The organism is Miniimonas sp. S16 (assembly GCF_057748195.1).
Window position 1 is genome coordinate 2,645,181 of record NZ_CM173242.1, and the last position, 12,718, is coordinate 2,657,898.

Below are 12,718 nucleotides of genomic sequence, written 5' to 3' on the forward strand. Positions count from 1 at the left end.
GCAGCGGGCAAGCCAGGTCGGCGCGAGTCAGCCGCGGTCAAGCCTCGGTCAGCGCAGGTCAGCGCAGGTCAGCCACGGTCAGCGCAGGTCAGCCCAGTCCGGCAGGCGTCAGTGCCCCGGTCCGTGGGACCCGTGCCCGTGCTCGAGGCCCGCGTCCTTGGCCCGCTGGAAGGAGCGCACGATCTCGGCCTCGGCCTCCTCGCGTCCCACCCAGTGCGCGCCCTCGACGGACTTGCCGGGCTCGAGGTCCTTGTAGACCTCGAAGAAGTGCTGGATCTCCAGGCGGTGGAACTCCGACACGTCGTCGATGTCGTCGCGCCACGACGCGCGCTGGTCCCCGACCGGCACGCAGAGGACCTTATCGTCGCCGCCCGCCTCGTCGCGCATCCGGAACATCCCGAGCGCACGGCACTCGATGAGGCAGCCCGGGAACGTCGGCTCCTCCAGGAGCACCAGCGCGTCCAGGGGATCGCCGTCCTCGCCGAGGGTGCCCTCGATGAACCCGTAGTCGTCGGGGTACCGGGTCGAGGTGAACAGCATCCGGTCCAGTCGGATCCGGCCGCTCAGGTGATCCACCTCGTACTTGTTCCGGTGGCCCTTGGGGATCTCGATCGTCACGTCGAACTTCACGTCGTGTCCTCTCGCGTGCGCTCACCACGGCGGCGTGCCCGGTGACCTACTGTGTGGGTCTCGGTCAGGTGACCGTCGGATGAACCCCCGGTCCAGACCTCGTGCAGTACTGGGTCACAGTGTGGCGCACCGGAGGGCCGAACACGTGTCGGGGTGGTCACACCCGGAGGAGGAGCTCGCTCGTGCGGACCAGGCGGGTGCTGGTGGGCGGAGTCGGCGCCCTCGTCGCGGTCGGTCTGGTGACCGGGTACGTGGCCGCGGACGCGCGAGGGCTGGTGCCCGGGCCGTTCACCACCGACGCACCCTGGCCCGAGGCCGAGCCGTTCCCCACCCCGACGATCTCGACGCCCCTGCCCGCCGCCGCCGTGCTGCCGTCCCTCGACGACTCCGCGCCGGTGCCGACCGCGGCGGGCCTGGCCGACGCCGTCGCCGCGCTGCGCGCCCGGCCCGAGGTGGGCACCCCGCCCGGGCTGATCGTCGTCGACGCCGCGAGCGGCGACGTGCTCGCGGACGCCGACGCCCACGCCGCACGCCTGCCCGCCTCCACCACCAAGGTGCTCACCGCGGCGGCCGCCGTGAGCACGCTCGACCTCGGGGCCACGCTGCCGACCACGGCGCGCCTGGACGGCGACACGCTCTACCTCGTCGGCGGCGGCGACATGGCGCTGGCCGCCGCCGCGGGCGACCCCTCGGCCGTGCTCGGTCGTGCGGGACTCGGCGACCTCGCGGACCGCACGGTCGCCGCGCTGCAGGCCGCCGGCACCACGTCGGTGGCGCTGCGGTTCGACGACACACTCTTCGACCGCACGCCCCGCGCGCAGGGCTGGTCCGAGATCGACCTCTCGGGCGGCTTCGTCGCGCCGATCCAGGCGATGGGGATCATGCTCGGGGTGGTGGACGGCCAGGTCCGGCGCGACTCCACGCCGTCGGACACCGCCGCCGAGACGTTCGCGCAGGCGCTGCGCGACCGCGGGATCGAGGTGCGCGAGGGTCCCTCCCGCTCGTTCGTCCCGGACGGCGCCACCGAGGTCGCGCGGGTGGAGTCGGCACCGCTCGTGGACCTGCTCGACCTCGCGATGGCCGACTCCTCCAACACCCTGACGGAGGTCTTCGGGCGGCTCGTCGCGGTGGACGCGGGCCTGCCGGCGACGTTCGAGGGTGCGGCGTCGGGCGTGCTCAACGCCGTCGCGAACCTCGGGATCGACGTGACCGGGACGTCGCTCGCGGACACCTCGGGCCTGTCCTCGCTCAACCGGATCTCGCCCCGCCTGCTGGCCGACGTCCTCGTCAAGGCCGCGACCGACCCGCAGCTGCGTCCGCTCGTCGTCGCGCTGCCCGTCGCAGGCCTCGAGGGCACGCTCGCGGGTCGCAGCCTCGACGACGGCCTCGTCCGCGCGAAGACCGGGACGCTCCCGAGCGTCGTCAGCCTCGCCGGCTACACGCCCACGGCGGACGGTCGCCTCCTCGTGTTCGCCGTCATCGCCGACGGCGTGCCCACCGCGGGCAGCTACGCCGCCCGCCTCGAGATCGACGCGTGGGTCCGCTCGCTGACCGCGTGCGGCTGCTCGTGACCCCGTCCGCACAGGCGGCGCAACCGCCCGGAACGCGCGTCCGACCGACGTAGGCTGGGGCGATGGCACGGGGAACCGAGGGCGCGGTCGACTGGGAGCACGCCGCTCGCCGTGCCGCCGGGGTCGTCAAGGCGGGTCCGCCGATCGACCGTCCCGGGCTCGAGGCCCTGGTCGGGTCGCTGCGGTCCTCCGCCGTCGACGCCCCCGCCTACGTCGCCGACGTCACCGGCCTGACCGAGGCCGCCGAGCGCGCCGCGGACGGTCGGGTGCTCGTGGTGGACCGCGCTCGCTGGTCCGCCGCGGCCGCCGACACCTTCCGCGCGATGGCCGGCGAGGCGCTGCCCACGCCGCGGGTGCCCGGCGCCGCGCGCGTGGCGGGGGAGCAGCTGGGCTGGGCGCTCGGTCTGCTCAGCACGCGGATCCTCGGCCAGTACGACCCGTACGTGGGCGACGGCCGCCTCCTGCTCGTGGCGCCGAACGTGCTCGCGGTGCAGCGCCAGCTCGACGCCGACGCCGCCGACTTCCACCTCTGGGTGTGCCTGCACGAGCAGACGCACGCCGTCCAGTTCGCCGCAGCGCCCTGGCTGGGGGACCACCTCGTCGGCGTCCTGCAGGACGTGCTGCGCAGCCAGCTCGGCGGGGACGACGACGGCGAGCACGACGGCGAGCACGGCCTCGTCCCGGACGGTGCCGACAGCGCCGAGCCCCACGACGACGACCAGGCCGACGCCGCCGGCGGCGGCCTCGCCGGACTGCTCAGCCGGCTCACGGGCGCGACGCGCTCGGGCACCCCCGAGGTGCCCGGCCTGCTCGCGGCGATCCTGCCGCGCGAGCAGCAGGAGCAGTTGACCGCCGCGATCGCCGTGATGTCCCTGCTCGAGGGGCACGCCGACGTCGTGATGGACGAGGTGGGCCCGCGTGCAATCCCGACCGTGCGCTCCATCCGCGAGGCGTTCGAGCGCCGCCGGGACGAGCGCACGCTGAGCACGCTGGTGATGCGGCGGCTGCTCGGCATGGACGCCAAGCTGCTGCAGTACCGCAACGGCGCGGCGTTCGTCCGGGGCGTGCGCGAGCAGGTCGGGCACGCCGGCCTCAACGCCGTGTGGTCCGGCCCCGAGGCGCTGCCCACGCCCGCGGAGATCGCCGACCCGGCGGCCTGGGTCACCCGCGTCCACGGGTGAGCGCACCGTGAGCGGACCGCATCCCGACGTCGCCCGCACGCGCCTCGCGGTGCGCACGGCGCTGGCCGACCTCGCGCCGGGCTCGCTGGTGCTCGTCGCGTGCTCAGGCGGCGCCGACTCGCTCGCGCTCGCCGCGGCGACCGCCTTCGTGGCGCCTCGGCTGCACCTGCGGGCGGGCGCCGTCGTCGTCGACCACGCGCTGCTGCCCGCGTCGGCGAGCATCGCCGCGCGCGCCGCGCAGCAGTGCCGCGACCTCGGGCTCGACCCGGTCGAGGTGCGGCAGGTCGCCGTCGCGGACACCGGGGGCGTCGAGGGCGCCGCGCGTGCGGCCCGACGCGGCGCGCTCGAGTCCGTGCGGGAGGAGACCGGCGCGGTCGCGGTCCTGCTCGGGCACACGATGGACGATCAGGCCGAGACCGTCCTGCTGCGCCTCGCGCGCGGCAGCGGCGCACGCTCCCTCGTCGGCATGGAACCGGTGGCCGACATCATCCGGCGGCCGCTGCTCGGCCTGCGCCGCGCGCAGCTGCGTGCCGCGTGCCGCGCGCTCGACCTGGAGTGGTGGGAGGACCCCGGCAACGCGGCCGACGGACCCCTGCGCCGGGCCGACGGCGAGCCCCTGCCCCGCGCGGCGGTGCGCGACGTCGTGCTGCCCGCCCTCACGCGGGCGCTCGGGGTCGACCCGGTGCCCGCGCTCGCGCGCACGGCCGACCAGCTGCGCGAGGACGTCTGGTACCTGGAGGACGAGGGGTGGGCGCTGCTCGCGCGATCGGTGGTCGGCACGGCGGAGGTCCCCGGCCGGCCGGGCTGGCCCGCCGCCGTCGACGCCGCGGGCCTGGCCGCGGCGCCCGGGCCGATCCGGCGCCGCGCCGTGCGCTACTGGCTCGTCGAGGCGGGCGCCCCCGCGGGGTCGCTTGCCGCGCGGCACGTCGACGGCGTGGACGACCTGCTGCTGCGCTGGCGCGGCCAGGTCGGCGTGGACGTGCCCGGCGGGCTGAGGGTGCGCCGGGAGGGCGAGCGGCTCGTGCTCGAGCGCACGCCCGCCCGGCCGGTGCACCGCGAGGCGCCTCACGACGAGCCGGCCGGGGACGGCGCAGCGGACGCACCCGTCGATCCCGCGTGACCTGCCGATCGGCGTGACCCCGCAGCCCGAGCCGTGTGTCAGGCTTGACCCGTGACCGAGTGGCGCTACCCCGAGCTGGGGCAGGACCTGGTACGTGTCGTGGTGTCCGAGGAGGACATCCAGCGACGGCTGGCCGAGATCGCCGCGCAGATCGACGAGGACTACGCGGGGAGCGAGCTGCTGCTCGTGGGTGTGCTCAAGGGCGCTGCGTTCGTCATGTCGGACCTCATGCGCCATCTGCACGGTGACGTGGCGATGGACTGGATGGCGGTGTCCTCCTACGGTGCCGGCACGCAGTCCTCCGGTGTGGTGCGGATCCTCAAGGACCTCGACACCGACCTCACCGGGCGGCACGTGCTCATCGTGGAGGACATCATCGACTCGGGCCTCACGCTCTCGTGGCTGCTGTCGAACCTGCGCTCGCGCGGGCCGGCGAGCCTCGAGGTCGCCACGCTGCTGCGCAAGCCGGACGCCGCGAAGGTCCAGGTCGACGTGCGGTACCTGGGGTTCGACGTGGCGAACGAGTTCGTCGTCGGGTACGGCCTCGACTACGCCGAGCGCTACCGGCAGCTGCCGTTCGTCGCGGTGCTCGCCCCGCACGTCTACGGCGGCTGACCGCCGAGCGAACCGTCGGCGTGGCGGCCGCCGCGCCGACTCAGGTGCCCGACCCGGTGTCGCCGGAGTCCTCGCCCTGGCCCTGGTTCTGCTGCCCGTTCTGACCGGGCAGCCCGCCCTGGTCACCGCCCGGCCCGCCGCCGGGTCCGCCCGCGCCGCCGGGCTGGACGTCGCTCGTCCCGGCACCGCCCAGCGGCAGTCGCGCCGAGGAGACCGCGTAGCCGGTGGCGAAGCCCGACCCGAACAGGAGCACGACGGCGAGCACCGCGCCCGCCACGCGCACCCACGTCCGGCGCAGGAACGGGGTCGACGGCGGGACCTCCTGAGCGGTCTCGGCACCGGGCGCCGGGGGTGGGGGGACAGCGCCCTCGGCCAGCTCGACGCCCGACGGCGGAGGCGGCAGCGGGCGGGTGTCGTCGGCCTGGGCGGCCGCGAGGGTCGCGGACGGAGCGATGGGCTCGAGCGCCGTCGTCGCGTCCGGGTCGGCCTGCGGCGGGGTCGGCGCCGAGCCCAGGTGCGCCGACGGGACGAACGGGGTGTCGGTGGAGGTCGTCATGCGCCGAGCCTCGGCGCGGCGCCTGGGACGCGCCTGTGCCCTCGACCAGCGTCCGGCGTGAGACCGCCGGCGCCTCGGCGTGGGCCGACGTGGGCCGTCGTGGACCGGCGCGGGCCGGCGTGGGCCGACGTCGGCCGGCGCGGTGCCGGCGCGGGCCCGTCGTGGCAACGGTCGCCCCGCGACGGCGCGCGACGCGCGAGGTGAGCCGACCGCGCACGGGAGCTCGCCGTCGGGCACGCGATCGGGAACCGACGCCGCGCCGTCGGCGTTGTCACCTGTCGGTGCGTCGGAGGCTCGTGCAGTCCCTCCGGGTGCACCGACGAGGCCCGTCGAGCGCCGCGGCGTCCTGCCGTCGGCGAACAGCGGGCTAACGGGGCGCCTTGGTCGTATACCGTCGCCCCAGGTGTCTCGACGAGAAGGGTGGGCCGCGCGGCCCCGCACATGAATGCCAAGAAGCTGCTCCGCGGCCCGCTGCTGTGGATCCTCCTGCCGGTCCTCGTGCTCATGCTGGGCCTCAGCCTGCTGCGCGGCGGGGGCGTCACGACCATCAAGACCTCCGAGGGCATGGAGCTCCTCCGCGGCGACACGGTGACGTCCGCCGAGATCACCGAGGGCTACCAGCGCGTCGAGCTCACCCTGAGCGAGCCGTTCACCGACGGCGAGGGCGTCAACAAGGGCACCGACGTGCAGTTCGTGTACGTCGCGCCGCAGGGCGAGCAGGTCGTCGACCTCGTCGCCTCGGCGGCGCCCGCCGACGGCTACAACTCCGTGGTCCCGTCCACGCCGTGGTGGTCCTCGCTGCTGTCGACCTTCTTCCTCCTCGCGCTGTTCGTCGGCGTGTTCTGGTTCGTGATGTCGCGCATGCAGGGCGGCGGCTCGCGGATGATGAGCTTCGGCAAGTCCAAGGCGCGCCAGGTCAACAAGGAGAACCCCGACGTCACGTTCGCCGACGTCGCGGGCGTCGACGAGGCTGTCGAGGAGATGCAGGAGATCAAGGACTTCCTCGCCGACCCCGCGCGGTATCAGGCGGTCGGCGCGAAGATCCCGAAGGGTGTGCTGCTCTTCGGCGCCCCCGGTACCGGCAAGACGCTGCTGGCCAAGGCGGTCGCCGGCGAGGCGGGCGTGCCGTTCTTCTCGATCTCCGGCTCCGACTTCGTCGAGATGTTCGTCGGCGTCGGCGCCTCCCGCGTGCGCGACCTGTTCGAGCAGGCCAAGGCCAGCGCGCCGGCGATCATCTTCGTGGACGAGATCGACGCCGTCGGGCGCCACCGCGGCGCCGGTCTGGGCGGCGGTCACGACGAGCGCGAGCAGACCCTCAACCAGCTCCTCGTCGAGATGGACGGGTTCGAGAAGAACCAGAGCGTCATCCTCATCGCGGCCACCAACCGCCCCGACATCCTCGACCCCGCGCTGCTGCGCCCGGGCCGGTTCGACCGTCAGGTGACCGTGGACGCGCCCGACCTCAAGGGCCGGCTCGCGATCCTCAACGTGCACGCGCGGGGCAAGCCCATGACGGCGGACGTCGACCTCAAGGCCGTCGCCAAGCGCACGCCCGGCTTCTCCGGCGCGGACCTCGCGAACGTGCTCAACGAGGCGGCGCTGCTCACCGCGCGCTCGCACGCCCACCTCATCGACAACCGCGCGCTCGACGAGGCGATCGACCGCGTCATCGCCGGTCCGCAGAAGCGCACCCGGGTGATGAACGAGTCCGAGCGCAAGCTCACCGCGTACCACGAGGGGGGCCACGCGCTCGTCGCCGCGGCGCTGCGCTACACCGACCCCGTGACGAAGGTGACGATCCTGCCGCGTGGTCGGGCGCTGGGCTACACGATGGTGATGCCGGCCGAGGACAAGTACTCCACGACCCGCAACGAGCTGCTCGACCAGCTCTCCTACGCGATGGGCGGCCGGGTGGCCGAGGAGCTCGTGTTCCACGACCCGACCACCGGCGCCTCCAACGACATCGAGAAGGCCACCGCCACGGCCCGCAAGATGGTCACGCAGTTCGGCATGAGCGAGCGGGTCGGCGCGATCCGGCTCGGCCAGGCCGACGGCGAGGTCTTCCTCGGTCGCGACTACGGCCACCAGCGGGACTACTCCGAGGACATCGCGGGCATCGTGGACGAGGAGGTGCGCCGCCTCATCGAGGCCGCGCACGACGAGGCGTGGGAGATCCTCACGACCTACCGCGACGTGCTGGACGCGCTCGCGCTCGAGCTCCTCGAGAAGGAGACGCTCAACGAGAGCGAGCTCGCCGCGGTCTTCGAGCCGGTCGTCAAGCGCGAGCCGCGCCCGGTCTGGCACTCCTCCCCGGCCCGTCCGGTGAGCAACCGCCCGCCGGTCCGCTCCCCGCTCGAGGTGGCGCAGGACCTGCCCGTCCTCGCCCCGCAGGACCAGGCGGCGGCCGCGAACCCGGAGCACCCCGCGGTCGTCGTCGAGGAGGTCCCGCCGGGGGAGACCCCGCACGCGTGAGGCTCGGTGCGCGAGCTCGCGGACCGGCGGCACCGTTCGCCGTCGGCCGCGCGCGGCTCGGGCGCTCGCGCACCCCGCGCCGTAGGCTGACGCCGTGACCGACACCTACCGGATCCTCGGGCTCGCTGGTCGCGGCGCCGTCGCCTCGGTCGACGGCTCCGAGCAGTTCGAGCCCTTCCTGGTCGACCTCGAGCTCGGCGCCGACGGCGAGCCCGACCTTCCCGGCCTCGCCCAGGCCGCCGCGGAGTCGTTGGGCTGGCCCGCGGCGAGCCTCACGGCACGCGCGCAGGCCGTCGCCTCGGCGGTGCTCGACGCCGGCGCCACCTGGGTGAGCGTCACCGTGCACCAGCCCGAGGTCGCCCTCGGCGTCCCGGTGACCGGCGTCGAGGTGACGCTGCGGCGCGGTGCAGCCAGCTCCGCGCCCGCCGGCGCCGCGGCGCCGGCGGGGGCGGACGCCTCCGGCGGTCCGGCGGACCGCGCCGCTGCGCAGGCGGCCCCCGGTGCGGCGGCCGCCGTCCCGCCTGTCGCGCACCCTGCGGCCGGCCCCGTGGTCGCGCCCGTCGTGGCGCCGGCGGCGCTGCCCGCCGCGGTCGAGTCCGCAGCGCCCCCGGTTCCCGGGCTCGCGGTGCCGCCCGGTCTTGCGGGCTTCGCCGCCGCGGCGGCGGCCGCCGCCGGCGCAGCAGCCGCGGCCGGCCGCGACGGTCGACCCAGCGACAACCCGTTCGACAGCCCCGGCGAGTCGGTGGCGGACGAGGCGCCCGACGGCGAGCCACGGCACAGCCTCGGCGTCGCCGACGACGAGGCCGCGCCGGCCGAGAGTGACGCGCCGTTCGACGGCGAGGCACAGCCCGGCAGCCCGGCCGGCGGTGCGCGCGCGGGCAAGCCCTTCGACGGCGAGGCGCCGTTCGACGACGAGCCCTTCGACGGCGAGGCGCCGTTCGACGGCCAGGCGGTACCCGACCACCGGCCCGACGCCGGCGAGCGCTCGGACGAGGAGCTCTTCGACGGCGAGCCGGAGCCCGCCGGCGAACCCGCGGACGAGGCGCCGTACGACAGCCAGTCGCAGCCCGACGCCGAGGTCGAGCCCGGGCCAGACGCCGAGGCCGATTCCGACGCCGTCGCCGAGCCCGACGCCGCACCCGGACAGTGGGGCCCGCCCGCCGTGCCCCCCGCACCCGCTCCCGTCGCCGCAGCCGGAGAGGCCGTCGTCGCGCCGCAGCCCACGCCGTCGTCGTCCGCCGTGCCCGCCCGCCCGCCCGTGCGCCGCCCCAGCGCGGAGGCGCCGCTGCCTGCACTGCTCGTGCTCTCGGCATCGACCCACGACGCCCGCGGCGACCTCGCACGCAGCGTCGACGGCCTGCGAGCCGCGGCCGGGATCGACGTGCGTGACGTCTCACCCCTCGCCCGCACCGCCACGTCGGGCGCGGACCTGCACACCGCCGTCGTCGCCATCACGACGACGCTCCCGCCCGACGCGCTGCGGGACGCGGCCGAGGGCGCGGCGGCGGTCGGCGTCACGGCCGAGGTGCTCGCCGTCGAGGGCCTGATCGGTGAGGTCGACGGGGTCGAGCTGCCGCTGCCCGGCGCCGCGTCGTCCGCGGCCGTGCTCGTGCCCTGGGCGCAGCTCGACCCGCGTGCCGTGCTCGAGGGGCTCGGCGGCGGCAGCGTCGTCGTGCTGGCCGAGACCGCGCCCGACCGCGACGCCGTGCGCTGGCTCGCGCTCGACTGGCTGACCTGACGTGGTCCGCGCTCGACCGGTGGGCCTGATCGTCGCGGCGCTCATCGGGTTCACGGTGGTGTTCCTGGTGCTGCAGTGGGCCTCGAGCCGCGGAACCAGCGTGCCGGCGCCCCTCGTCGTCCCGATCCTGCTCCTGGTGGGCGCCGTGGTGGTGCTCGCGCTCGGCTGGCGCGTGCGCCAGCTCGTGCGTGGCCGCGGCACGATGGACGCGATCGCGGCGGCGCGGGTCGCCGCGCTGGCCGTGACCGCTGCGCTCGTCGGCGCCGCCATGGTGGGCGCGGGCGCCGCGCAGATCGCCGCGGTGGCCGCCGTCGCGGACGCCCCGGCGGCACGGCGCGACCTGCTCGTCGGGTCGGCGACGCTGGTGGCGGCGCTCCTGTGCGTGGCGGCCGGCCTGCTCGTGCAGCACTGGTGCCGCGTGCCGGACGACCCGGACGACCCCCGCGGCTCCGGCCGGCGCGGCGGTCCGCCCGCCGACCCGGCCTGACTCTCGGCCCTCGGGACGGGCCGCCCTGGCACGATGGGCGTATGACCGACCCCGCGTCCGGCCCTGCCTCGTTCGCACAGCCCGGCCCCGCCCCGCTCCCGGAGCCGGGCCACGCCGTCGGCGGTGAGTCGACGTCCGGCACCGACCCGTTCGCGCCCGACGGCGTGACCTGGCGCAGCGTCTCGCCTCGCCTCGTCCGGGCGCGCCTCGTCACCGCCGCTGCCTGGCTTGCGCTTCCCTTCGTCGCGGGCCTCGTGCTCGCGATCGTGTTCGGCGGCTGGGTGTGGGCGGCGCCGCTCGCCGTTGCGGCGTTCATGGCCTGGATCGCGTGGCTCGTGCCGCGCCAGGTGCGCGCGTACGGCTACGCGGAGCGCGCGGACGACCTGCTCGTGCGCAAGGGGGTGCTGTTCCGGTCGCTCGTCGTCGTGCCGTACGGGCGCATGCAGTTCACCGACGTCTCCTCCGGGCCGCTGACCCGCGCGCTCGGGATAGCGGAGGTGCAGCTGCACACCGCGTCGGCGAGTACCGACGCGACCGTCCCCGGCCTCGAGGCCGCCGAGGCGGCGCGCCTGAAGGACCGGCTCACCCAGCTCGGCGAGTCCTCGCTGGCGGGCCTGTGAGCCAGGGCGATCCGGCCGGGGCAGGCGTCGCGAGCGGCGCGGGCGGTGCTGCCAGCGCGGGCGCCGCAAGCAGCGACGGCGTCGGCCCGACCACGCAGTGGCGGCGGGTGCACCGCGTGACCCCGCTGCTCACCGCCTGGAAGATGGCCGCGGCACTCGTCGCGATCGCGCTCTTCCAGTCCTTCGACGACCTCGCCCGGATCCCGCTGCCCGTGCTCGCCGTGATCGGCCTCGTGGCCGGCGTGATCCTGCTAGCGATCGTCGTCTCGCTCGGCTACAGCTACCTCGCGTGGCGGCGGATGGAGTACGCGATCACGTCGGAGGCCGTGGTCCTGCGCAGCGGCGTGCTGTTCCGACGCGAGCGCGTCGCGCGGCTCACCCGCATCCAGGCGGTCGAGGTGGGGCAGCCGATCCTCGGGCGCATCTTCGGCTTCGCCGCGGTCAAGGTCGAGAGCGCCGGCGGCGCGGACGCCGTGCTCTCGCTGGCCTACCTCACCCAGGACGAGGCGCAGGCGGTGCGCAACGAGGTCCTCGCGCGGGCGGCCGGGGTCGACGTCGACGACCTCGACCTCGCCGCCATCGACGCCGGGCAGGACTCGGTCGCCGACGTCGTGCGAGCGAGCGAGAGCGCCGACGCCGCGGCGAGCGTGGGCGGCCCGGACGCCGAGGACGGCGTCGTGACCGCGCCCGGTGCGCCCGGTGCGCCCGGTGCGGCGCGCGACGGCGCAGTCGGCCCCGTCGGCCGCCCCGACGCCTCGGCGAGCCCCGATGCCACGACGCCGCGTCCACTGCCGGCCGCGCTCGCCCGGCGGCTCGCGCCCGAGGCGCCCGAGCACCAGGTGTTCCAGCTCGCGCCGGGTCGGCTCGTCGGGTCGCTCCTCCTGCACGGCGCGACGGTGGTGCTCCTGCTGTGGATCGTGGGCGTCGTCGGGTTCGGCGTGTTCACCGGGTCGTGGGAGGCCCTGTTCGGCAGCATCTTCGCGCTGCTCGGCGTCGTCGGCTTCGTGTGGGGCCGGTTCTCCGGCGAGTTCAACACGCGCGTCGCGGTGTCCCCGGACGGTCTGCGGGTGCGCGCCGGCCTGCTCGAGACGAAGGCGAAGACCATCCCGCCCGGGCGGGTCCAGGCCGTCGCGGTCCACCAGGGTCCGCTCTGGCGCCTGGCCGGGTGGTGGCGGCTGCGCGTGACGCTGGCGAACGTGGGGATCGGCTCCGACGGCGACGCCCTCACCGACGCGCTGCTCCCGGTGGGCACCCGCGAGGAGGTGGCGGTCATGCTCCGCCTCGTCCTGCCCGACCTGCACGCGGAGGAGTACGACGCCGTCGTGGCGGGCCTCGTCGGCTCGGGCGACGCCGAGGGGTGGGTGCCCGCTCCACGTCGCGCCCGGTGGGTGGACCCGTTGGCCTGGCGGCGCAACGCCTTCCGCGTGCTCGGCGCCGCGCTGGCCCTGCGGCGGGGCCGGATCTGGCGCGAGCTGACGTTCGTGCCGCACGAGCGCACGCAGTCGCTCGGGGTCAGCCAGGGCCCCATCGACCGTCGGCTGCGGGTCGTGACGTTCTCGGCCCACACGTCGGGCGGGATCTCCCCGACGCTGCCGCACGTGGACGCCGCCGTCGCGGCCGCGCTGATGGCGGACCAGGCCGAGCGCGCACGTGCCGCGCGGCGCGTGGCGGGTCCCGAGCAGTGGATGCGCCACGCGGAGCCCTGACGCAGTCCGCCCGGCGCACCGC

The 12,718-nt window shown here is 75.9% G+C and carries 11 protein-coding genes; 9 read left to right on the forward strand and 2 right to left on the reverse strand.

Going from position 1 to position 12,718, the window contains the following annotated elements; translation table 11 throughout:
* Positions 1-108 precede the first annotated feature (108 nt).
* The gene (locus tag AC3AQ1_RS11525; RefSeq protein WP_108719085.1) at positions 109-630 is read right to left on the reverse strand and encodes an inorganic diphosphatase; all 522 of its coding nucleotides are present in this window, start codon (positions 628-630) and stop codon (positions 109-111) included.
* A gap of 182 nt (positions 631-812) precedes the next feature.
* On the opposite strand from AC3AQ1_RS11525, the gene dacB reads away from it, so the two are divergent.
* From dacB to hpt, 4 genes are all read left to right on the forward strand, one after another.
* Positions 813-2,201 (forward strand): D-alanyl-D-alanine carboxypeptidase/D-alanyl-D-alanine endopeptidase, encoded by a 1,389-nt coding sequence (gene dacB / locus AC3AQ1_RS11530; RefSeq protein WP_159096531.1) that lies wholly within the window; start codon positions 813-815, stop codon positions 2,199-2,201.
* Positions 2,202-2,263: 62 nt separating this feature from the next.
* On the forward strand, positions 2,264-3,382 hold the full coding sequence (locus AC3AQ1_RS11535; protein ID WP_108719087.1) for a zinc-dependent metalloprotease: 1,119 nt from the start codon (positions 2,264-2,266) through the stop codon (positions 3,380-3,382).
* A gap of 7 nt (positions 3,383-3,389) precedes the next feature.
* Positions 3,390-4,502 (forward strand): tRNA lysidine(34) synthetase TilS, encoded by a 1,113-nt coding sequence (gene tilS / locus AC3AQ1_RS11540; protein WP_108719088.1) that lies wholly within the window; start codon positions 3,390-3,392, stop codon positions 4,500-4,502.
* 75 nt (positions 4,503-4,577) lie between these two features.
* Positions 4,578-5,117, forward strand: coding sequence for a hypoxanthine phosphoribosyltransferase (hpt, locus tag AC3AQ1_RS11545; RefSeq protein WP_199916605.1), 540 nt, complete (start codon positions 4,578-4,580; stop codon positions 5,115-5,117).
* 40 nt (positions 5,118-5,157) lie between these two features.
* Here the strand turns inward: hpt and AC3AQ1_RS11550 are convergent, their stop codons facing one another.
* On the reverse strand, positions 5,158-5,673 hold the full coding sequence (locus AC3AQ1_RS11550; RefSeq protein ID WP_108719090.1) for a hypothetical protein: 516 nt from the start codon (positions 5,671-5,673) through the stop codon (positions 5,158-5,160).
* 441 nt (positions 5,674-6,114) lie between these two features.
* Here AC3AQ1_RS11550 and ftsH point away from each other — a divergent pair, with 441 nt between their 5' ends.
* The 5 genes from ftsH (at position 6,115) to AC3AQ1_RS11575 (ending at position 12,696) form a co-directional block, all read left to right on the forward strand.
* The gene (gene ftsH / locus AC3AQ1_RS11555) at positions 6,115-8,145 is read left to right on the forward strand and encodes an ATP-dependent zinc metalloprotease FtsH (protein WP_108719091.1); all 2,031 of its coding nucleotides are present in this window, start codon (positions 6,115-6,117) and stop codon (positions 8,143-8,145) included.
* 94 nt (positions 8,146-8,239) lie between these two features.
* Complete coding sequence (locus AC3AQ1_RS11560; protein ID WP_108719092.1) at positions 8,240-9,883, forward strand: hypothetical protein; 1,644 nt, start codon at positions 8,240-8,242, stop codon at positions 9,881-9,883.
* 19 nt (positions 9,884-9,902) lie between these two features.
* Positions 9,903-10,370, forward strand: a complete 468-nt coding sequence (locus tag AC3AQ1_RS11565) for a DUF3180 family protein (protein WP_159096532.1) — start codon at positions 9,903-9,905, stop codon at positions 10,368-10,370.
* A 41-nt stretch (positions 10,371-10,411) separates the two neighbouring features.
* Positions 10,412-10,990, forward strand: coding sequence for a PH domain-containing protein (locus tag AC3AQ1_RS11570; protein ID WP_108719094.1), 579 nt, complete (start codon positions 10,412-10,414; stop codon positions 10,988-10,990).
* Complete coding sequence (locus tag AC3AQ1_RS11575; RefSeq protein ID WP_108719095.1) at positions 10,987-12,696, forward strand: PH domain-containing protein; 1,710 nt, start codon at positions 10,987-10,989, stop codon at positions 12,694-12,696. The genes AC3AQ1_RS11570 and AC3AQ1_RS11575 overlap by 4 nt, the downstream gene beginning before the upstream one ends.
* Positions 12,697-12,718 lie beyond the last annotated feature (22 nt).

What these genes read in the sequence shown, in the direction of transcription:
- AC3AQ1_RS11535 (WP_108719087.1), top strand. Translation starts at nt 2,264, where the DNA reads ATGGCACGGGGAACCGAGGGCGCGGTCGACTGGGAGCACGCCGCTCGC.
- AC3AQ1_RS11550 (WP_108719090.1), bottom strand. Translation starts at nt 5,673, where the DNA reads ATGACGACCTCCACCGACACCCCGTTCGTCCCGTCGGCGCACCTGGGC.
- ftsH (WP_108719091.1), top strand. Translation starts at nt 6,115, where the DNA reads ATGAATGCCAAGAAGCTGCTCCGCGGCCCGCTGCTGTGGATCCTCCTG.
- AC3AQ1_RS11570 (WP_108719094.1), top strand. Translation starts at nt 10,412, where the DNA reads ATGACCGACCCCGCGTCCGGCCCTGCCTCGTTCGCACAGCCCGGCCCC.